Annotated in this window: 19 protein-coding genes; 16 read left to right on the top strand and 3 right to left on the bottom strand. The window is 50.9% G+C overall.

Features of this window, described 5'->3' with window-relative positions; translation table 11 throughout:
- Positions 1-5 precede the first annotated feature (5 nt).
- The 3 genes from HMPREF9473_RS21270 (at position 6) to HMPREF9473_RS21260 (ending at position 3,288) form a co-directional block, all read left to right on the top strand.
- The gene (locus HMPREF9473_RS21270) at positions 6-1,700 is read left to right on the top strand and encodes a glycoside hydrolase family 3 protein (RefSeq protein ID WP_006782279.1); all 1,695 of its coding nucleotides are present in this window, start codon (positions 6-8) and stop codon (positions 1,698-1,700) included.
- A 16-nt stretch (positions 1,701-1,716) separates the two neighbouring features.
- Entirely contained in the window at positions 1,717-2,013 is a 297-nt protein-coding gene (locus tag HMPREF9473_RS21265) for a hypothetical protein (RefSeq protein WP_006782278.1), read from the top strand.
- Between the two features lie 120 nt (positions 2,014-2,133).
- Entirely contained in the window at positions 2,134-3,288 is a 1,155-nt protein-coding gene (locus HMPREF9473_RS21260) for an ROK family transcriptional regulator (protein WP_006782277.1), read from the top strand.
- Here HMPREF9473_RS21260 and HMPREF9473_RS21255 read toward each other — a convergent pair.
- Positions 3,285-3,734: a hypothetical protein gene (locus HMPREF9473_RS21255; RefSeq protein WP_006782276.1), complete on the bottom strand. Its 450-nt coding sequence runs from the start codon at positions 3,732-3,734 to the stop codon at positions 3,285-3,287. The genes HMPREF9473_RS21260 and HMPREF9473_RS21255 overlap by 4 nt on opposite strands.
- Before the next feature lie 2 nt (positions 3,735-3,736).
- Positions 3,737-4,405 carry a beta-phosphoglucomutase gene (gene pgmB / locus HMPREF9473_RS21250; RefSeq protein WP_006782275.1) on the bottom strand — a complete coding sequence of 223 codons (669 nt, stop codon included), beginning with the start codon at positions 4,403-4,405 and terminating at the stop codon, positions 3,737-3,739.
- 223 nt (positions 4,406-4,628) lie between these two features.
- Between pgmB and HMPREF9473_RS27045 the strand changes: the two genes are divergently transcribed.
- From HMPREF9473_RS27045 to HMPREF9473_RS21235, 5 genes are read left to right on the top strand one after another with little or no spacing between them, the layout of a single operon-like run.
- The gene (locus tag HMPREF9473_RS27045) at positions 4,629-4,775 is read left to right on the top strand and encodes a FeoB-associated Cys-rich membrane protein (RefSeq protein ID WP_080568908.1); all 147 of its coding nucleotides are present in this window, start codon (positions 4,629-4,631) and stop codon (positions 4,773-4,775) included.
- Positions 4,772-4,915 carry a hypothetical protein gene (locus HMPREF9473_RS27975; protein WP_157140235.1) on the top strand — a complete coding sequence of 48 codons (144 nt, stop codon included), beginning with the start codon at positions 4,772-4,774 and terminating at the stop codon, positions 4,913-4,915. Before HMPREF9473_RS27045 ends, HMPREF9473_RS27975 begins: the two co-directional genes overlap by 4 nt.
- 48 nt (positions 4,916-4,963) lie before the next feature.
- A complete protein-coding gene (locus tag HMPREF9473_RS21245) occupies positions 4,964-7,477 on the top strand; it encodes a hypothetical protein (protein WP_006782273.1) in 2,514 nt (837 codons plus the stop codon).
- A gap of 19 nt (positions 7,478-7,496) precedes the next feature.
- Positions 7,497-8,588, top strand: coding sequence for a glycoside hydrolase family 88/105 protein (locus HMPREF9473_RS21240; protein WP_006782272.1), 1,092 nt, complete (start codon positions 7,497-7,499; stop codon positions 8,586-8,588).
- Positions 8,589-8,621: 33 nt separating this feature from the next.
- Positions 8,622-9,506: an AraC family transcriptional regulator gene (locus HMPREF9473_RS21235; RefSeq protein WP_006782271.1), complete on the top strand. Its 885-nt coding sequence runs from the start codon at positions 8,622-8,624 to the stop codon at positions 9,504-9,506.
- Here HMPREF9473_RS21235 and HMPREF9473_RS21230 read toward each other — a convergent pair.
- A complete protein-coding gene (locus HMPREF9473_RS21230) occupies positions 9,469-10,392 on the bottom strand; it encodes a helix-turn-helix transcriptional regulator (protein ID WP_006782270.1) in 924 nt (307 codons plus the stop codon). The genes HMPREF9473_RS21235 and HMPREF9473_RS21230 overlap by 38 nt on opposite strands.
- Before the next feature lie 177 nt (positions 10,393-10,569).
- Here HMPREF9473_RS21230 and HMPREF9473_RS21225 point away from each other — a divergent pair, with 177 nt between their 5' ends.
- From HMPREF9473_RS21225 to HMPREF9473_RS21190, 8 genes are all read left to right on the top strand, one after another.
- Positions 10,570-11,775: an MFS transporter gene (locus HMPREF9473_RS21225; protein ID WP_006782269.1), complete on the top strand. Its 1,206-nt coding sequence runs from the start codon at positions 10,570-10,572 to the stop codon at positions 11,773-11,775.
- 16 nt (positions 11,776-11,791) lie between these two features.
- Positions 11,792-12,889, top strand: a complete 1,098-nt coding sequence (locus tag HMPREF9473_RS21220; RefSeq protein WP_006782268.1) for a glycoside hydrolase family 88/105 protein — start codon at positions 11,792-11,794, stop codon at positions 12,887-12,889.
- Positions 12,890-12,943: 54 nt separating this feature from the next.
- Positions 12,944-14,272: an ABC transporter substrate-binding protein gene (locus HMPREF9473_RS21215; protein ID WP_006782267.1), complete on the top strand. Its 1,329-nt coding sequence runs from the start codon at positions 12,944-12,946 to the stop codon at positions 14,270-14,272.
- A gap of 64 nt (positions 14,273-14,336) precedes the next feature.
- Positions 14,337-15,221 carry a carbohydrate ABC transporter permease gene (locus HMPREF9473_RS21210; protein ID WP_006782266.1) on the top strand — a complete coding sequence of 295 codons (885 nt, stop codon included), beginning with the start codon at positions 14,337-14,339 and terminating at the stop codon, positions 15,219-15,221.
- Entirely contained in the window at positions 15,218-16,054 is an 837-nt protein-coding gene (locus HMPREF9473_RS21205) for a carbohydrate ABC transporter permease (protein WP_006782265.1), read from the top strand. Before HMPREF9473_RS21210 ends, HMPREF9473_RS21205 begins: the two co-directional genes overlap by 4 nt.
- Positions 16,055-16,072: 18 nt before the next feature.
- Complete coding sequence (locus tag HMPREF9473_RS21200; RefSeq protein ID WP_006782264.1) at positions 16,073-17,803, top strand: hypothetical protein; 1,731 nt, start codon at positions 16,073-16,075, stop codon at positions 17,801-17,803.
- A gap of 82 nt (positions 17,804-17,885) precedes the next feature.
- Complete coding sequence (locus HMPREF9473_RS21195) at positions 17,886-18,719, top strand: sugar phosphate isomerase/epimerase family protein (RefSeq protein WP_006782263.1); 834 nt, start codon at positions 17,886-17,888, stop codon at positions 18,717-18,719.
- Positions 18,716-21,946, top strand: a complete 3,231-nt coding sequence (locus HMPREF9473_RS21190; RefSeq protein ID WP_006782262.1) for an alpha-mannosidase — start codon at positions 18,716-18,718, stop codon at positions 21,944-21,946. Before HMPREF9473_RS21195 ends, HMPREF9473_RS21190 begins: the two co-directional genes overlap by 4 nt.
- The last annotated feature ends 119 nt before the right edge of the window (positions 21,947-22,065 follow it).

Raw genomic sequence — 22,065 nt, 5'->3', positions numbered from 1 at the left:
ATAACATGGTTGATTTAAAGGCAAAGCCGTTTTATCTGGATGAGGAGAGCTGTGAGTGGGTAGAACAAACCCTGGCACGGATGACAAGGAAAGAAAAGGTGGGACAGCTGTTTTGCGAGATTCTGTGGGACAGGCCGGATTCCAAACCGGAGGACCTGTTTGAACATATCCAGCCAGGCGGTGTCATGTACCGGCCGTTTTCCGGGAAACGCATGCATGAGGTGTCGGAAAAACTTCAGTCCATGGCCAGGATACCTCTTCTGGTTGCCTGTAACCTGGAACGGGGCGGTAGTGGAGGAAATGGAGGTCTGACGGATGGCGTCTACGTGACAAGTCCCATGGGAGCAGCGGCAACAGGTGATGCGAAGGATGCGTATCTTCTGGGGCGGGTTGCTGCCGAGGAGGGGGCGGCTGTCGGGATTAACTGGACGTTTGAGCCGATTATTGATATTGATAGGAACTGTGAGAATCCGATTACCAATGTCCGGACCTACGGATCGGATGTGGACAGGATTATTGCGTGTGCGAAAGGGTACATGGATGCCTGCCGGGAGAATGAAATTGCGGTGACTATCAAGCATTTTCCCGGAGACGGAGTGGATTACCGGGACCAGCATCTGATGGCCAGTGTCAACAGTCTGCCGGCGAAGGAGTGGTATGAGAGCTATGGCCGCATCTACCGGACGCTGATTGATTACGGCGCACAGACGGTGATGTCGGCCCATATCAAGCAGCCATATGTGACAAAGGATGTGAATCCTGATATTCGGGATGAAGAGATTATGCCCGGCTCCCTGAGCAGGGAATTGAACGAGGGGGTTTTGAGGGAAAAGTTTGGCTTTAACGGGGTGATTGTCACGGACGCCACCCAGATGGTAGGCTTCACCAGCTCTATGCCCCGGGCTCTCGCGGTTCCCACGGCCATAGCAAACGGGGCGGATATGTTTCTGTTTACCATCAACCAGAGGGAAGATGTCGGATATATGATGGCCGGAGTTGAGGCGGGCATTATCAGTGAAGCCCGCTTGGATGAGGCTGTGACCCGCATACTGGCTTTGAAGGCCAGCTTAAACCTGCACCGGAAAACGGCGGTGCCGCCGGTGGAGCAGCTGGATGTGATTGGTTGTAAACAGCATGTGGCTTGGGCCAGAGAAATCTGTGACAGGAATGTGACCCTGGTAAAAGATAAAGAAAATCTTCTGCCCCTGTCCCCCCAGCGCACAAAACGCGTGAAACTGATACAGATTACCAATGAGCGGATTTCGGAGGGAGAATATCTCCCGGAGGTAATGCGGTTTAAGGAACTGCTGGAGCAGGAAGGATTTTCAGTCACCTATTTTAAAGACGGGAAATATCCCGGGTGCGGTTACTCCCTGGAGGAGTTCAAGAAAGAGACGGATTTAATCATCTATTTTGCCAACATGAAGGTGGGCAGCAATCAGACGACCATCCGCATCGTGTGGGACGATTTCCTGGGGGAAGATTCCCCCAAGTATGTAAATGACATCCCCACCCTGTTCGTCTCCTTCTCCAACCCCTATCATCTGGTGGATGTGCCGATGGTTAAGACCTACATCAATGCGTACGCCTGCAACAATTATGAGGTCGAAGCGGTGGTGGAGAAATTGATGGGGCGTTCCGAGTTCCGGGGGGTCAGTCCTGTGGATGCATTTGCCGGACTCTGGGATACCAGATTATAAGAAAGAAGTGTCAAAAATGTCCATATATGAAGTGTTGATGATTGTGTGCTTTGGTTTCGCCTGGCCGATTAATGTATATAACAGTGTGCGGACCGGCTCCACAAAAGGGAAAAATCTGTTGTTTCTTCTGATGATTGTGCTGGCCTATGTGTTCGGTATTCTGCACAAGCTGATTTATTCGAGAGATGGGGCCGTCTATTTTTACGTGCTCAATGCCTGTATGGTGCTGGCGGATGTGGCGCTGTATGTCAGGAACCGCCACAGGGAGATTGAACAGGGAATTGCCGTCTCTTACGGCCAGGTGATGATGTGAAAGGTTCTTGTGAAAAAAAGAAAAAGGCAGCCTCACGATGGGAGGGTGTCTTTTTCATAAAGAATATGCTATAATAAAAGTACTTTAGTAAAGGTGCGGAAGCTGAGGGAGAGTGTGGCGATGGCTTACAGACTAAACGGCAACAAAATCTTAAATACGATGGCGGTGAAGAAAATCAATGAATCCCGGATTCTGGAATTGATTTATTGGAATCAGGGGTTGACACAGCAGGATATTAAGAACGAATTAGGACTCAGCGCGCCTACGGTGATTCAGGCCCTCCAGCAGTTTCGGGAGCTGGGGCTGATTGGCGACGGTGGAGAACTGGTGTCCTCCGGTGGAAGAAAACCGAAGACTCTGCAGTTTTATTACGATGCCAGGGTGGCGGCGGGGGTAGAAATCCGGCGCAGTCACATTGAAGCAGTAGTGATAGACTTAAAGGGAAATGTTCTCTGGTCGGAGACACAGGAGAAGAAGTTTGAACATGTAGACGCCTACTGGGAGTGGCTGAACCAGTATCTGAAGGAGAATGTAGTGATTCCTTACGGGAAGGAAATGCTGCTGGGGGTTGGGATAGCGTTCCCGGGTGAGGTTTCCCCAGATGGGACATCGATCAGCAGGTCCACGGTTCTGGGTATTCAGAACATGCCTTTAGCCAACATTAAACAGCATTTTGATTATCCCGTTTATATCGAATATGGAGCCAACGCGGCCGGATTTGGGGCCGTGTGGAGCCGGCGGGGAGAATATGATATCAAGGATGCGGTATATCTCATCGTGACCAATAACGGTGTGGCCGGCACGGTGATTCAGGATAACCACATCTTTAAGGGGAGCCGTGGAAGGGCTGCGGCCTTTGGCCATATGACACTCAATCCTAATGGCAGACAGTGCTTCTGTGGCGCCAAAGGCTGTTGGAGCGCTTACTGCGGACTTCACAATCTCTCTGATGGAACCGATGGAAGCCTGGAACGTTTTTTCGAGGAACTGGATGCCGGGAAGGAAGAGGCCCGGAAGCAGTGGGAAGAATATCTGACTTATTTTGCCCAGGCGCTGGTGAATATCAGATTGAGCTTTGATTTGAATATCATAATCGGTGGAAAGCTGGCGGGATATCTGGACAGCAGACTTGAGGAGCTGTATCGGAAAATCTTTTCTCATCCCACCATGGCGGATGAAGGGAAATTTATGGAATTGGACACCATAGAAGAAAGCGCCCAGGCTGTGGGCGCGGCATTAATATATGTAGAGAAACTGTTATCAGGGGAATTCTAAGACCGTTGAAAGAGACCGGGTGATTTTTTCTTCTGGCTGTAACAATCATTTGCCATCAGGTTTTCTGCCGTCTCCTTTACCCGAGACAGGAAAATCGGCTGCTCACAAGAGGGGCGCTCCATATCCGCAATTGCGAGAGCAAGGATATGGAAGCGCTCCTTTTTTGTAAACTGGGGGCAGAGGGAGGAGTTGAACCAGTGGCGGAGCGCCTTGTCTCTGTCCTCCTCCTCCGCCTCAGCGGAGAGCCAGGTGTCTTTGACCGTTATAAACATATAAAGCAGTGTTTCGTCTTTCCAGTTTTTCGAAGGCTCCGTCAGCTGGCGCAGCAGGGACAGTATCTCCTTTCGCTGGCTGGCTCCGCCGGGGAAAATCCGGTTTTTCAATGCTTCCTCCCGTTTTCTCTGCTCTCGTGGCGGGATAAAGGCGAAAAGATTCTGTATTGACATGGCTACCTCCTGTTCTGTGGCAATTGGCGGATAACATCTTCGACTGTGAGGCCGGACAGGGAGGGAATGGTAAATTCCGCTTCCGGAAGATGGCTGGGAAGACCGATTCCCACAGCGGGCATACCGGCGGCGTGAGCGGCCTGAATTCCAGCCACGGCGTCCTCAAATACGAGACACCGGAAAGGGGAAAGATCGGCTGCCTGGGCTCCTTTTAGAAAGACTTCCGGGTCCGGTTTAGCGTTCGTAATGTCATTGCCGTCGACGATGACATCAAATAGGCCGGTGATACCGAGCCGGTCCAGGATGAACCGTGCGTTTTTGCTGGTACTGCCAAGGCCGACCAGATAGCCGCTTTGACGGGCATTTTCCAGAAAGCCACGGACGCCGGGCAGAAGGTCATCGGCGGTCAGCCGGTTAATATAGTCAAGATAGATATCATTTTTTTCCTTGCAGGCCCGCTCTTTTTCTTCCTGCGTCATGGTTCTGCTTCCAAGGGAGAGAATGATGTCCAGACTGTCGGTCCGGGACACCCCTTTCAGCCGGTCGTTGTCCTCCAGGGTAAATGGGATATCCAGCCGGTCGGCCAGCTGCTTCCATGCCAGAAAGTGGTATCTTGCAGTATCGCAGATTACTCCATCCAAATCAAATAATAATCCTGTTACAGACTCCATAGGAGCCTCCTTTCACTGATTAGTAAAAAACATTTATAAAAGTATCTTATCATAAACCAAGGGAAAATACAATTGTTTTTAAGGTGTTTTCTTAATAGAAGAACAAAATATATATTGAGAATCATTATCAAAAACATTGACAGAAGGATTCCATAGGAGTATAATGCGAGTAAAGAGAGATAGATACGAGATTCATCCTGTATTTGGAAAGGAGTGTTTTGAGATGATAGATTGGATTATCGGAATCGTGATTGCAGCGGCTGTTGTGGCGGTGATTGTAAAAAAGGTGAAAGACAAGAAGGCAGGAAAGTCCGGCTGCGGGTGTGGGTGCGGATGTGAAGGCTGTGCTTCCAAGGGGCAGTGTCATTGACAAAAACTGAAGAGGATATTGATAAGAATGCAGGACCCGGTGCGGGGCCTGCATTTTTTGATGGCTTTGGGAGAACTGTTTACAGCAAAATTCTGCAATTATTGCAAAAGAAACAGAAAGAACTTTTCTGCTATTTGTGATAGGATAGGAACATGATATTGAAACAGGAAGGGATAGGATGATACATTATGAAGTATTTTATCTATCAGTTACAAGAGGATGGCTATCTGAACCGCTTTATTACAACAGGAACCTTTACACAGCGGCAGGAATTCAAGAGGGTGGTTCTGTCGGGGAAAGTGAATGAATGGCTGAAGCAGGACTTTTCCATCTATGAGAATCCGTGCCGGAAGGAATTTCTGGCAAAACGGCGGGAGGAGCGGCCGGATTATCTGGATATCAGCCAGTATACGATGCAGGACGAGGTGACAGTATTTGGGCAGAAACGGAAACTGGCGCTTTACTATCCGTTTGGCAATCAGGGAGTGGACTTTTCGGAGTTTTATTTTAATCCAACTTATCTGCGCTGTTACAGCTATGCCTATCTGCTGGCGGAGCGGGAGGAGGAGACGGAGTTTCTGCTGGAGACCTGCGGAGGAATGACTCTGTGGCTCAATGATGAGCTGGTCACTGACTTTATCCCGTTTACCAGAAACAAAAAGGCCGGGACTAAAGTGGCGGTAACACTGCGGCAGGGGTTCAACCGGCTGGTGGTGTGTCTGGATGATCTGGCGGAGCGGGATACGGATTATTATTTCCGCATCAAATACCTGGGAAATGAGCGCCTGAAGCTCTGCCTTCCCGTGAGCGAGGATGTGGATGTAGAAGCCATGGACCAGGTGGAAAAAGCTCTCTCGGAGTGCAGCTTTGATAAAGAGACTTATCTCAGCGAGCCGGTGGTTTTGAATTTGAGAAATCCTCTCAATATGGATTTGGAGGTTCAGGTGACGTACAAACCGGTGGCGGACAAGATGTCGCACCCGGAGCGGCTGGCCGTAACCCGTGTCTATCAGCTGGAAGCTGGGGCGGAGCGTGTGAAGCTGTTCACGGCGGATGAGGTGATTCCTGGATTCTATTATTTCCGGGTGCGGGCCGGCGTGAGCGGAGTGTGGGCGGAACGCACCATTGCCACCCAGGTTTTTCACTGGGAGCTGCTTGAACGAAAAGCGGGGACGCTGTCCCAGCGAAAACAGGAAGCCATTCACTATCTGGCAGAGCATGAAGTGGAAAATGTGTACAAGGCGGCCGCCATTCTGGCAGGAAACGGAGACCAGGCGGAGGCGGAACGCATAATCCTGGAGGAACTGGAAGGGATTCGTGAGAGAAAAGACTGCAGCGATTTTCACCTGATTGTAGTGCTCCAGATCATGAAACTGTTTGGCGGTCGATTGACAGATGAATGGAAGGAAGCAGTGAAACAGGTGGTTCTCCAGTTCCGCTACTGGATAGACGAGCCGGGAAATGATGTGATGTGGTTCTTCAGTGAAAACCACGCCCTGCTGTTCCATATCTGCCAGTATTATGCGGGAAAATTGTATCCGGCGGAGGTCTTTGAAAACAGTGGCCTGACAGGCGCCAAGCAGTCACGAAAAGCGGAAGCGCTTCTGGAGACATGGTTCGATTCTTTTGAGAAGGAGTACATTACGGAGTGGAATTCCAACGCCTATATTCCAGTGGATGTGCTGGGGCTATGCGGCCTTTATAATCTGACGGAGAAGGAGGACAGATGGCATGAAGCCGCCGCAAAGGCGTTAGACAGAGTCTTCCGTGATTTGGCCCTCTGTGCCCACAAAGGAGCGGTGATGACCACATTTGGCCGAAGCTATGAGAAGGAATCGAAAGGGAACTATGCGGCGGGAACCACATCCCTGCTCTATATCGCCTACGGGGCCGGATGCCTGAACCGGGCGGCGCTGGCGTACATATCCTTTGTGCTTGGGGAATACGAGCCGCCGGCAGAATATAAAACCTGGCTGTCGGTAAAGGACGGACAGGCAATGATTTACAGGAAGACCCAGGGATACGAAGGGCATGTCAATCTGTATCACTACAAGAATTCTAAAGTCCAACTTTCCACAGCGGTGGCCTTTCATCCATTTACTCCCGGCTATCAGGAGCATATCATGCAGGCGACGCTGGACGCCGTGGCCCAGATGTATGTGAACCATCCGGGCGAGGTGCAGCCCTATGGCAATGGCCGTCCTAACTACTGGGCTGGCAACGGCAGCCTGCCACTGGCCGTGCAGTACCGGAATCTGGGAATCATGATATACCATATCCCGGAGGACCATCCTGTCGGTTTCACCCATGCCTACGTGCCGCTGATGGAATTCTCCGGCTACATGGGAACGGCGGATACAGCCGCGGCGGAAAAGGATGGTGGCTATATCGGTGTCAGGGCGCTTAACGGTCTGCAAATGCAGAAAAGCGGTCCCTGCCGCGACAGAGAGTTTCAGAGCATCGGCCGCGACAATGTATGGCTTGTAAAGGTTGGAACCACACAGGAGTATCCAACCCTGGCAGACTTTCTGAAATCCCTGACAGCAATTACACTGGACTGGGAGATGGGAATAAGTCTTACGGTAACGGACCCCAGTCTGGGCGTATTGACAGTGCTTGAGAAGGAGAAGGAACTGCTGGCAGACGGCCGTCCGGCCGATACCTGGCCCCTTTCCTGTGAGGGAACGGTTACTATTATTTAGCAGAAAGAGGATTTAGGAAATGAGGAAGAGAGAAGCGTTAGAACAGATGCTGGAACAGGTAACCGCCTGTATGATGTCCATGAAAAATCCGGGGATGGAGGAAAAGTTCCCTATCAGTCTGATAGATATGGAGTGCTGGGAATGGCCGCAGGGAGTGGGGCTTTATGGTTTGTTCCTGCGCTACCGCTCCTCAAAGGATGAGGAGATATTAAACTTTTTAATCCGCTGGTTTGACAGCCGTCTGAGCGAGGGTGTCAGGGAGCGGAATGTAAATACCACGGCCCCCATGCTGACTCTCAGCTATCTCTACGAGATAACCGGCAAACAGGAATACCTGGATTACATCGCCGCCTGGACCGACTGGATGATGGATGGGAAGGGGCTGCTCCGCACTGGCGACGGCTGCTTCCAGCACATGATAACCGGGGATGCCAACGATGGGGAGATGCTGATTGACACCCTGTTTATGGCCGTCCTGTTCCTGGCCAGAGCCGGTCATATTCTCGGAAGAGAGGACTGTATTCAGGAAGCGGAGTACCAGATGTTGAACCATATCAAATATCTGTACAACCGGGAGACCGGTCTGTTTTACCATGGCTGGAGCTTTCACGGAAACCACAATTACGGAAAAGTGATGTGGGGAAGAGGAAACAGCTGGTATACCATAGGACTGATGGAGTATCTGGAAGAAAACCAGGTGCCGGACAGCTTGAAACGATATCTGCTCAGTGTCTATAATAGCCAGGCGGAAGCATTAAAACGGTACCAGGACAAGGAAAACGGTCTGTGGCACACGGTGATTACAAACCCGGACACCTACGTGGAGATTTCCGCCAGCGCAGCGTTTCTGGCCGGCATCATGAAGGGCGTCCGGCTGGGGGCGCTGAACGATGAGGAATACCGGGATACCATCAGGCGGGGCGTTGCAGGAATCCTGGACTATGTGAGGGAAGACGGAACCGTGGAGCAGGTTTCCTACGGAACGCCCATTGGCTGGGATGAAGAGTTTTATCAGCAGATTGTCTGCTGTCCCATGACCTACGGCCAGGCGCTGATGATATTCCTTCTTCAGGAACTGTTGGAACCATACTGGGCCGGACTTTCGGAATAAGGGGAACCGGGATTGGATATTGGGGGACTGTGGATGAAACAACAGATATTTTATGAGGATTTTGATTCCTTTTATTATTATAGCGGCAGCTCCCGGAATTGGGAAATGAAGGGATTTCATTTTCACAAAGAGTATGAGGTGATACTGTTTCTCAGCGAGGGGGCGGTTATCTCGATTGGAAACCGGGTGTATGAGGTGGAGCGGGGGGATTTATTTCTGATACCCAACCGGGAGTACCATAAGACAGCCGGGGCCGACGGACAGGAATACCGGAGATATGTGCTGATGTTTGAGCCGGAGCCGGTCTGGCGGGCCAGCGAGGCGCTGGGCTATCCGTTTATGCGGTATTTTGAGCATGGGACGGAGGCATTTCCACACAAGCTGCATCTTACTGGGGAAAGGCTGGAGAATACGGTGGCTCTGTTTGAGCGGATAGGGGAGCGGTGTCACGAGAGAGAGACAGCGGCGGGGCAGACTGGTATCCGGCTTGGAATTCTGGAACTGTTACTTTATGTAAACCAAATGTTTGATTTCTTTGGGGAGAAAGACTGCATTTTGGAGGAAGAAATGCCGGAAGCTGATGAAAATGCGGCCGTGGTACAGGAGCGCATCAGCCAGATTAAGAAATATATCAATGCTCATATTGATGAGAAACTGGAACTGGAGCAGATTGCGGAGCATTTTTATATCAGCCGCCACTACTTGAGCCATTATTTCAAAAAAGCCACCGGCTTCACGCTGGGGCAGTATATCATGGACAGGAAGATGGACCGGGCCAAGCAGCTGCTGCGGCAGGGGCTGTCCGTGACGGAGACGGCTGTCGCCCTTTCCTATCACAGCGACAGCCATTTTATCAACACCTTCAAACGGATGACAGGCACTACTCCGAAGAGGTACGCGGCGGAAAAACCGACATAACCGGATTCTTCCGGAAGTCCGACGGTGACACGCCGCAGAATTTGCGGAAGACACGGTTAAACTGGGAGAAGCTGGTGAAGCCGTTCTGCTCGGAGATGTCCGTTATCTTCTCGCTGGAGTTGATAAGGGCGTACTGGGCGTTTCGGATGCGGGTCATCTGGATGTAATGAATCAATGTGTAACCGGTGACATTGCGGAATTGATGGGACAGATAGCAGGTGCTCATGTAAAACTGCCTGGCCAGGGATTCTAACGTCAGTTCTTCCTGATAGTGGGTGTGGATGTAGGCGGTTATCCGGTATATTTTTTCCGACTGCTCGCTGTCAAATTCTTCCGGGATATATAGATTATAGTTTTTCAGCTCCCACAGTTTATATAAGAAAGCCTGGAAGCGGTTATGAATCATCATCATTTTCACATCGGATGGCAGCTGCTGTTTGGAAAACAGATAGATTTCATTGATAATCTGGTTTAACACAAGTTGCTTGTCCCGCTCGAACCGATAGATGGGAAGCGCTTCGGAAAAAGGGTCCAGCAGCAGGCGGAGCGCCGGGTGGGAGTCTAAATATTCCTGGGGATACAGGAAATTGATGATGAGTCTCTTGCTGGGCGCGCCTTCCGGGTAGGTGGTTTTGTGAAGCAGGGATGGGCGCAGAAGAACAAAGTCATTGGTCTCGATGGAATAGGGAATGCCTTCCACCAGATGGCTGGCTTTGGGACTTAACAGCAGATGAATCTCATGGAAACTGTGAAAATGCTGAAAGTCCATATTCACCTGATAAGAACGCTCATCATAGTCAAAATAGTAGTAGATGGAATCCGGCATGTTGTTGATGATAATCTGATAATTCTGCTCATACGAGAGACCGTGAATGGATTCACTCAAGGCGATACCTCCTCCGTTCTGCCTGATGATTCCAGGCGTTAAATATTACTATACCTATAAAAAGCAAAAAATGCAATGTATTCTTGAGAAATGCGCAAAAAACAAGTAGAATTTGAACACAAAAACCTTATATACTATATTCGTGATTGACAGAGAAAAGCAGGCATGGAGGGACAAGTGGAAAAGAGAAAATCCGGCCGGATACTGGTTGCGATAAATTTTATGATTCTCATGGCGGCCCTGGGGGCCAGCGATTCGCTGAGAGGCATCTTTGCCCCGGCGTTTCAGGAGCATTTTTCCTTGAGCGCCATGGAGTTGTCGGTGATTATCATGGTGAGCTATGTCGGCAATCTGGTGTTTTTATGCCTGGGAGGAAAAGTCCTTGATAAGTACAACCGGAAGCTGGCGGCCATGGGCGTGACGGTTATCTGGATGGCGGCGCTGCTGCTCTACGTGTTTACGGACAACTATTACTGTCTGCTGGTGGGCATGTTTTTCGCCATGGGAACCTCAACGCTGTTAAATACGGCCATCAACATTTTGACCCCGGCCATATTTATGACGGCGCCGGGAATGATGGTAAACATCTTCTTTTTTGTCCAGGGGATTGGCACCAGCGGGAGCCAGAAGCTGGCGGGAAGTGTGGCCGGGAACTATGGGGCTTTTAAAGCCGTGAATCTGCTTCTGGCGGCCATGGGTCTCATCAGTCTGATTCTCCTGTGGAGGGCGGATATCCCGGACGTGAGAGCGTGGGACAGCGGGGAGACGGTTGAGGATTCGGAAAACGGCGGAAAAACCGCCTTCCTGGATGCGGTAAAGCGAAAGGGATTCTGGCTTCTGGTACTCATCTTCGGTTTGTATTTCATCGGTGAACATGGAATCATGAACTGGCTGGTATCCTACGGAACCGGCGCCCTGGGGATGGAAACTTCCAGGGCGGCAGCCTACCTCTCCGGTTTTTACGGAGGCATGACCGTGGGGCGGCTCCTGTTTGCACCGGTTGTGACAAAGGCGGGAGCGTTTCGCAGTATCCGGTGGTTTGGCGGAGTGGGAACGGCGCTGTTTGTGCTGGGACTGGTACCGGGCGGTCCGGGACTGTGGCTTTTGAGCCTGTCAGGACTGGCGGTGTCCATCATCTATCCCACACTGGTTTATCTGGTGCGCTACATCTACCCGGTTCACATGCTGGGGGCCGGACTTGGAGCCGTCATCAGCACGGCCACTCTGTTTGACATCGGTTTCAACGTGCTGTTTGGCCGGATGATAGACGTGGTGGGATATGGGACCAGTTTTCTGGTGATACCGCTTTGTATGGCCGGTTTTTATATCTGCTATCTGTTTTTTGCCGGGAAATATGGACGGCGGGAAGAGAATATAAAGTAGCTGTGAGGAGAAAAAAATGAATCAAGAGACCATTGAACAAGCATTGACATTGTATGCGTCCAGTTTTGAAAAGGTGCTGTATGAAGAGGACACCACCTTTCTGGATGGAATGAAAGAGCACAGTCTGGCCTGCGATGATATCCGGAAGTATCAGTTCTGGGAATGGACCCAGGGCGTGGGGCTGTTCGGTTTTTGGAAAATGTTTCAGGCAACCGGAGATGAAAAATATCTGTCCGTGCTGGTCCGGTATTATGAACGACAGTTTCAGATAGGGCTTCCTGCCAAAAATGTAAATACGGTCACACCGATGCTGGCGCTGTCATTTCTGGCGGAGTATCTGGAGGATAGCCATTACCTGGAGATCTGCAGGGAGTGGGCCGAGTGGATTGTGGTGGATTTTCCCAGGACGAGAGAAGGCGGGTTTCAGCATATCACGTCGGACAGCCTGAATGAAGGAGAACTGTGGGACGATACCCTGTTTATGACAGTGCTTTTCCTGGCCAATATGGGACGGATACTGAAGAATGAGACATTTACCCAGGAAGCAAAATATCAGTTTCTGGTGCATGCCAAATACCTATGTGATAAAGAGACAGGGCTGTGGTACCACGGATGGACCTTCCTGGAAAACAATAATTTCGCGGGGGCCTTCTGGGGAAGGGGAAACTGCTGGATTACGGCGGTGATACCGGAATTCCTGGAGATTTGTCCCTGTGACGAGAGTATGACAAAGTTTTTAAAGGTGCTGTTAAACCGTCAGGCGGAAGCACTGGTGAAATATCAGGAAGCGGATGGTATGTGGCATACGTTGATAGACGATAAGACGTCCTATGTGGAGTCCAGTGCCACCTGTGGATTTGCCTACGGACTGCTGAAGGCGGTGCACGCGGGTCTGCTGGATGAGACATACAGGGAGGCGGCCATGAAACCGCTGGAAGCCATCCTGAATTATACGGATGAAGAGGGAGTGCTCCAGCAGGTATCCTACGGGACACCGATGGGGCGGAAGGATAAACAATTCTACAAAGAGATTCCCTTAAAGCCCATGCCTTACGGGCAGGCGCTGGCAATGCTGTATCTGCTGGAGATAAAAGCGGGGGATACAGAACGTTAAGTGATAAGCAATAGTAACATATTACATATTTATTTATGAAAGAGAGGCAGGATTATGAAAAAGACAACAAAGAAAGTAATGGCAGGATTGATGGCTGCGGCAATGGCCGTATCGCTGAGCGCTTGTGGAGGCGGCGATTCAAAGGAGGCGACAACGGCAGCAGCAGGTGTTCAGGCGGCTGAGGCGGGAAGTCTTCAGGGTAAGAGCATCAAAGTTCTGGCGCCGGAGGAGCCAGGCTCCGAGGATGCGTTAAACAACGCTATTGACAAGTGGGCGGCTGAAGAAGGAGTGAAGGTGGAGCGCATCATCATTTCCCATGATGACCAGCTGACCAAATTCCCGGCCATGGCAAAGAACAAGGACCTGCCGGACCTGATTCAGACAACACGTCTTCATCAGCTGTATCCGGAGGAGTTTGTGGATATGAGCACGGTTGTGGATTTGGATTTATTTGAGGAGTCCGCATTGAAGATTGTGGGTAAGGATTACAAGTCGGACAAGATTTCCGGACTTCCGTCCCAGTTTACCACAACCAATATGTATTACAATATTGACGCGTTCGAGAAGGCAGGCATTGAGGCTCCGACGGTGGACAATCCTTGGACCTGGGATGAATTGTATGAGAATGCAGCTAAACTTCAGGCATCCGGCGGTGTGAAATACGGGTTTGCGGCCGATGTGTCGAGAGCGAGATATGATATCTTAATGTATGCCAACGGCGGTTCCCTGGTAGTTCAGGATGGCGACACCTTCAAGGTAAATGTGAACTGCCCGGCCAATGTATCCACACTGGAAACCTTTGTGAAGGCCAATGAGGACGGCGTGATGCCAAAGGCCATCTGGGCAGGCGGCTCCACGGACAACCCGGTGGAATACTTTAAAAACGGCGACGCGGCAATCCTGTTATCCGGTTCCTGGAACTATAACTCCATGACCACGGATGTGACAAAATTCCAGTTTGGCGTTATGCCATCTCCGAAGGGTACCTCCTCACAGGCGGCCATCATCGGCGGCAGCGCGCTGGCGATTCCGGAGAACGCGGCCAACAAAGACGTTGCGGCGGCATTTGTAAAATGGTTCTACACTGAGGAGAACTTCAAAGAGTACCTTCAGAATGACAAGGGTCTGTCTTCCTTAAAGAGTGTCGTATATGAGCCAAGTGATGAGAAGGCGGCAGCAGATTACAAGATTCTGCAGAACGAAGTAAGCTATGTGACAGATACCTTCATGGTGGATGAGAGCTCCGCATGGAGAACCTACAAAGACAATGAGTACAGAGATTACATCAAACGTGCGGTCAGCGGCGAGATAACAGCCAAGGACGCGCTGGATGCATTTGCAAAAGAGCTTTCCGAGTCTTCCAAGTGGGAGATTGCAGAGTAAGCGCCAAGGTGTGGCATTATTGACACGGATATGAGATATAAGATAAGAAGGAGAGGAACTCAAAATGGGAAAGAAGAAAGGGGTCACCGGTCATACAAGGGCATTCTGGCTGTTTGTAGCGCCAGCGCTGCTATTGTTCTCCGTATTTTTTATACTTCCGCTGATTTTAAGCGTTGGGTTTTCCTTTACCAACTATGACGGATGGAAGACCATGGAGTTTGTGGGACTGCAAAACTACATGAAGCTGCTTTCTAGTGCGGATTTTTATAAGACGTTGGGGAGAACCTTTGGCTATGCCTTGTTCAGTCTCCCATTTAAGGTAATTGTCCCTCTTTTAATTGCGGTTTTGGTTACATCCAAGTATTGTAAGGGAATTACGGCTGTTCGTACTATCACCTATCTGCCAGTGCTGATTTCAGCGCTGGTAGTAGGTATCACCATCAACTGGATGTTTGGGCAGGAATATGGACTGATTAACTTTATCATCCAGTCCCTGGGAGGAACGCCTATGGAGTGGGCGCTGAATTCCAAGCTGGCGACCTTTGTCATCAGCTTTGCGTCCAACTGGGCGTCCACGGGATTTTATATGATTATGTTTATCGGCGGGATCAAGAACATTTCCCCGGACCTGTATGAGGCGGCGGCTGTGGACGGAGCCAGGGGGTATCAGGCGTTCTTCAAGCTGACGCTGCCGATGCTGTCACCGACCATCTTTATCGTACTGCTGCTGTCCACCGTAAATCTGTTGAAGGAATACGCGCTGGTACAAGGTATTACATCAGGCGGGCCGGGAACATCCACCACCTACATTGTCCAGTATATGTTTGACCAGGGCTTCACCCAGTACCGGTACGGTTACGCGTCGACTATTGGTGTTGCCATGAGCATTGTATTTATTATCATTGCGGCTGTTCAGTTTAAAATAACAAAAGGAGGGGAAGTAGATTGAGTGCGACTAAGAAAAAAACACTGCTGACAGTGCTGGTGACAATCATCGGCGTCCTTGTGGCTTTTGTTATGGTATTTCCGATTGTGTGGCTGTTGATGAGTTCTTTTAAGGATTCTACAGAGCTGTTCGCCTATCCGCTTCATTTTCTGCCGGAGAAGTTCAGCCTGGATTCCTATGCGAGTGTGATTAAGAGCGGGTTCTTCCAGTATGTGAAGAACAGTCTGTTCCTGGCAGTGGTCGGTACGCTGATTACCCTGGCGATCAGCTCCATGTGCGGTTATGCGCTGGCTATCTACCGCCATGAGATTCCCTATACGAACAAGGTGTTTGCCGTGTTTCTGCTGGGGACTCTGATTCCGGGCGAAATACTGACCATATCCCAGTTTACGGTTATCAGCGAGATTGGGTTGTACAATAACATCTGGGGTGTTATACTTCCGGTAGTTACGACCACCACGGGTATCTTTATGTATCGTCAGCATTTTATGACCATACCGCTGTCACTGGCGGAGTCGGCAAGGCTGGATGGGGCAAGCGAGTTTAAGATTTTTACATCGATTATGATGCCGCTGGCTTCCTCGGTTACGGTTTCGCTGACCATCTTCTCCTTTGTTTGGAGATGGAATGACTACATCCTGCCGCTAATGGTATTGTCTGACCAGAAGAAGTTTACGATTCAGATTGCAATCAAGAGTTATATCGGCACCATGGGAGTGAACTGGAATGCGATTCTGGCATCCTCGATTCTCTCCATACTGCCTATCATTATTATATTTATCTTCCTTCAGAAGTACATCACGGGAGGAATCGCCGCAACCGGTGTAAAGGGGTAAACAGGAGGCTTTGGCACAATGGAACGTTATATGAAGCATATCATCCGCGGAGCGGAAATGCGGGTGGAGAGATTCTTAAAGACACAGGTCCTGGACGAAACGCGGATGGATTACGGTTCTATGGACGGGGAGATGGTGGAGGCGAAGCCGGTGATATACCGGCTGGCTGACGCCGTGGCCGTCTATGCGCATCCGGACAGCCGGTATTATCACGATGAGAAACTGCTGGCGGCTATGAACCTGGCTATGGATTTTGTGACGCGGTGCCAGAGGGATAACGGGGGATTTGATTATCCTTCCTGCAATTTCAATTCGGCGGCGGACACCTCGTTTTGCTTTAAACGGCTGATTGGGGGCTTCCGGGTGCTGGAAAAGCGGGAGAAGGACAGTGAGATTCCGGGCGTGAGGGCGCTGAGAGAGAAGTATCTTCTGGTGATGAGGAAGGCTCTGGATATGATATGCAGCGGCGGATTTCACACGCCGAACCACCGCTGGGGGATTACGGCCGCACTGATGCAGGGGGCGAATCTGTTTGGGCCTGAGTCACCCTATGCTTCTTATGCAGGTATGGGTGTGGTAAGCGGCGCCGCTTTAGATGCCGGTGCGTTTGCAGAGAAGCTGATGAGGCGGGCCGGACAGTATCTGGCGGAAGGCATTGACGGAAGTGAGGAGGGGGAGTACGCGGAGCGCTCCACCGGGAATTACAATGCCGTGGTGAACAATGCCATGATGGCCATGTATGAGGAATCCGGGGACAGCTCCTATCTGGGGTATGTGGCGAGAAATCTTCACATGATGCTGACCTATATTGACCCGGATGATACCATATTCACCCAGAATTCCACCAGGCAGGACCAGGGGAAAGCGGATTACCCGGATAAATATTTCTATCAGTATCTTTATATGGCGTCTATAACCCAGGAGCCGGGAGCGCCTTATGCAGGGTACCATGAGGAGTTTGACCGGGCGGCCCATAAAATCATCCGTGACAATCAGGAGCGGGGGGATATGGCGCCGGAATGCCTGCATATTATCATGGGGCATGAGGCCATGGAGAGTTACCACTTTCAGGGTTATGGATTTATGGAAACATACCGGAAGTTTTACCGGGAAGCGGGAGTGCTTCGGGTGAAGACGGAGAAGTTTGGTTACAGTGTTCTGAGGGGTAAGAGCGCGTTTCTGTTTCTGAAGGCCGGTGAAATGCCGGTTACTGTAAAGATAGGAGAAAGCATCGGAAGCGTCCGGAATTTTATTCCTGAAACCATGGAGGTGAGGGACGGGGAATGCGTGCTGGAGTCCACGGTGAGTGCCAGCTATTATCTGCCGTTTCAGGAGCCGCCGGCCACCAGTGACTGGTGGAAGATGGACCATGGAAGCCGGGAAATTCTGGTGAACAGTGAGCTTCATATGAGGGTTACGGTGAAGGAGGAGACGGATGGACTGAAGGTGAGCGTCCGCACGGAGGGCCTTGACCGGGTTCCCATCCGGATTCAGGTGTGCATTCCTGCCGGAGCTGTGCTGGAACATCCCTGTTTCCGGCTGACAGCTGAAAAGGGCGGGGACATGATTTTGAAAGATGGAAATCTGGAGGTTCATCATGACAGCCAGGTGCTCTGTGTGGGACCGGGATTCGGAACCCATGCATTCCGTGGGCATTACAGCGGGGAGGAGAAGAACGAGGCAGGGTATACGGTTCTTCTCAATGATTATACTCCGTTTGAGCGGACATTTTGGTTGAAGATGAGATAGAAGCAGATAGAAGGACAGGGCTGTGTTTTGCGGCCCTGTTTTTCGTATTAGATAGAGGAAACGAAAGGATGGCAGAGGGAGAATGAAACTGGGAGTCAGGGCACATGATTATGGGAGACACAGCGCGGCCGAGCTGGCCGGGATTTTGAAGAATGAGGGATTTGGAGCGGCACAGCTGGCGGTACCGAAGGCGATAGTTGGAATTGAGAACTATGAGCATATGGCAGAGCGGGATGTGGAGGAAATCCGGACACGCTTTGAAGAACATGGAGTGGAGATTACGGTGCTTGGCTGCTATATTGATATCAGTTCCACCGATGGGACGGTCCGGGAAAGTCATCTGAAGCAGTTCGGGGAGGCCCTTAAACGATGCAAAATGCTGGGGGCCGGGATGGTGGGAACGGAATCCTCCTACGGTATTCTTGACATGGCGGCGAAAGAAAGAACCTGGAATTTGGTGGAGGACGGTGTGAAACGGCTGGTGGAGCTGGCGGAAAGGTATGGCGCGGATGTGGGGATTGAGCCGGTGGCGGCCCATACGCTGTACAGTCCGGAGTGGACCGCCAGACTTCTGGAGCGGGTGGGAAGTTCCCGATTGAAGGTGATATTTGACCCGGTGAATCTGTTGACCGGGGAGATGATAGAGCGGCAGGAGGAATTGTGGGAGACTTGTTTTTCTCTGTTTGGAGAACAGATAGCGGCGGTTCATCTGAAGGACTTTGTGGTTGGAGAGGAAGGAGTATTCCGTCCCTGCCTGCTGGGAGAAGGCCTGATGAAGTTTGATAAAATTTTCACATGGCTTCACCGGGAAAAACCGGATATCAGTATCCTGCGGGAAGAGATAAAACCACTCACTGCCCACAGAGATATTGCGTTTATGAAGAAATTGACAGCCAGTGGCGGAGGGATGAAATGATGATGACGGAGCAATACAGAAAACGGGTGAAGGCCATACTGGAAAGTCTCAGTACCCTGCGGTATTCCCAGGTGCGCCCGGCGGGCAGTGTTTCCGTGGCGGAGGGAACTTATGAGTTAAAGCCGGAATTTCGGAAAGAAGAATATGTATGGCAGCCTTTTGAGCCGGGAGATACCTGGGGCGGGCGGGATAAGCATTACTGGTTTTATGGTCCGGTTGAAATTCCAGTAGATTATGAGAACCAGCCAGTGGTACTGATGTTGAATACCGGGGCAGTGGATATCTGGAACACGGACAATCCGCAGGTGCTGGTATATCTGAACGGGAAGCTGGCGTCCACTATGGATATGAACCATACCAGAATGACGCTCGTGGAATGCGGGAAAGCCGGGACGGTACTGGAAACTGCTTTCTATGCCTATTCCAACAGCGCCGGAAAGACCAACTTTTTTGACGTTACCATAGGGATATTAAACCGGGATGTGGAGGGACTGTATTATGATATGAAGGTTCTGTGGGAGGCCGCGGACCTTCTGAAGGAAGATGACCTGGAACGGCTCCACCTGTTTGAACTTTTAAATAACTGTGCCAGCTGCCTTGATCTGCGGCGGACGGATAACACAGAGTTTTTCCGGTCAGTTGCCGCCGCCCGGCAGTTTCTGGCGGAGAACTACTATGATGTGGAGCATGGGATATCCCCGGTGACCGTTCATGGGGTGGGACACACCCACATTGATGTGGCATGGAAATGGCCGCTGCGGCAGACGAGGCAGAAGGCAGTGAGAAGTTTTCTCACCGTGCTGAATCTCATGAAAGAGTATCCGGAGTACCGTTTTATGTCCAGCCAGCCCCAGCTTTATGAGTTTGTGAAGGAGGAGGCACCGGAGCTTTATGAGCAGATAAAGGAGCGGGTACGGGAGGGCCGCTGGGAGACGGAAGGCGCCATGTGGCTGGAGGCGGACTGCAACCTGATATCCGGGGAATCCATGATACGGCAGATATTATATGGAAAACAGTTTTTTAAACAGGAGTTTGGAACCGGCGATGACGAGGTGATGTGGCTGCCGGACGTGTTTGGGTATAGTGTGGCCATGCCGCAGATTCTGAGAAAGTCCGGCGTAAAATATTTTATGACGACGAAAATTGGCTGGAATGAATATAATCAGATACCTAATGACACCATGATATGGAGGGGGCTGGATGGGAGCGAGGTGCTGACGCATTTTATCACAACCAGCGCTTACTGCAAAAATCCGGAGCTGAACCCGAACCGTTCCTTTGGCACCACCTACAACGGACTGATGAATGCCAGCCAGGTGATGGGGACATGGCAGCGGTATCAGAACAAGGATATCAATGGGGACGTGCTGACCTGCTATGGGCATGGGGACGGTGGCGGTGGAACCACTCCGCAGATGCTGGAGGAGGGCCGGAGACTGGCAAAAGGCGTGGGACGCTGTCCGGTGGTGAAGCAGACGGGGGTCAGAGAATTCTTCCACCGGCTGGAGCAGAACCTGGAGGGGAAGAAGGTGCCCAAGTGGAGCGGAGAACTATATCTGGAATTCCACCGGGGAACGTACACCTCCATGGCGAGAAATAAGAAACAGAACCGGAAGAGTGAGTTCCTGCTGGGTGAGGCGGAGCTCTGGCAGGTACTGGCCGGGGAGTTGAAGGCTGAGAAAATGTATCCGGCGGAAGAACTGGAACGGGCGTGGAAGCTTTTGTTGTTAAACCAGTTCCATGATATCCTGCCTGGCTCCTCCTGTAAGGATGTTTATGAGGATTCTGATATTCAGTATCAGGAGGTGCGGCAGATTGGAGAACGTCTGGTGGAGTCGGCCAGGGAGGATATTCTGGTAGCGGCGGGAGAGGATGCAGCAGGAGAGGATGTGGCAGGAAAGAAAGCAGCAGGCGAGAAGAAATCAGGTAGGAAAGAATCAGTGCTTGCCGTATTTAACCAGCTGAGTTTTGCCCGTACTGGAATTGTGGAGGTGCCGGAAGGTGAAACACTTCCTGACAATGAGAACGGCCGGAGAGCATGTCAACAGGGCTGGGACGGCTCGCTCCTGTACCTGGTAGAAACTATCCCGGCAAAGGGCATCCGCATGGTGAATCCGAAAGAGACGGCATGTCCGGCTGAGCCTGTCATCCTGCATATGGAGGAACATGACGGCCGGCTGACCGGCATTGAGACCGGATTTTATCAAATTCAGTTTAACGAAAATGGGGAGTTTTCTTCCCTATATGATATAGAAGAAAGACGTCAGGTGTTAAAGCCGGGAGAGACTGGCAACCGCCTGATTGCCTTTGAGGACAGACCAAAAGAGTATGACGCCTGGAACATTGACGCCTATTATGAGGAAAAACAGTGGGATGTTCAGGGGCTTTTGGAATTTAAAGTACTGGAAAATGTTCCCTTACGCGCCTGCATTTACGTCAAACGGCAGTTCCTGGAATCGGAGATAGAGCAGTACCTTTATTTTTATTCTCACACCAAAAGAATTGATTTCCGGACGCGGGTGGACTGGCGGGAGCATCAGATTTTGCTGAAGACGGCATTTCCGGTTGATGTGCTGGCGGATAAAGCGTCCTACGAGGTACAGTTCGGCAATGTGGAACGCCCCACCCACCGCAACACAAGCTGGGAGCAGGCGAGATTTGAGGTGTGCGCCCATAAGTGGGCGGATGTGTCCGAATATGGCTACGGAGTGGCCGTGTTAAATGACTGCAAGTACGGTATGGATATCCGGGAATCCGTAATGCGGCTCACACTGCTGAAGTCCGGCATTTTCCCAAATCCGGATGCGGACAATGAGGTTCATGAGTTTACGTACTCGCTCTATCCCCATAGAGGAGGATTCCGAGAGGGCCATGTGATTCAGGAGGCTTACGATTTAAACTGCCCCCTGCATGCCGTGTGGGCATCGGGGAAATGTGGCTGGAACTGTTCTTACTTAACCATAGAGGTGGAAAATATAATTGTCGATACCGTAAAACAGGCGGAAGACGGCGATGGAGTTATCATCCGGTTCTACGAAGCATACGGCCAAAGAACTGAAACCGGTATACTTCTGCCGTTTAGCGATGGCAGACAGGTGGAAGAGTGCGACTGTCTGGAGCGTCCCGTCGGAAAAGCGGTGGCGGTCCGGGAGGGAACGGAAGCCTGCGAAAAAGTGTGGAATCTGCAATTTTCACCGTATGAGATAAAAACATTGAGGGTACATTAAGGATTTCACAGGCTTTTCCTACATTTTTTAAAGAAATATGCCTTGACAGAAAAAGCCAGCATGTATATAATAATTAGGCGTGCATAAACGCGTTGTGTTTTTGTGTGCAAAAATCAAGC

The organism is Hungatella hathewayi WAL-18680 (assembly GCF_000235505.1).
Taxonomy (GTDB): domain Bacteria; phylum Bacillota; class Clostridia; order Lachnospirales; family Lachnospiraceae; genus Hungatella_A; species Hungatella_A hathewayi_A.
The sequence above is the reverse complement of the archived record's forward strand: the minus strand, read 5'-3'. Positions and strand labels throughout refer to the sequence as shown.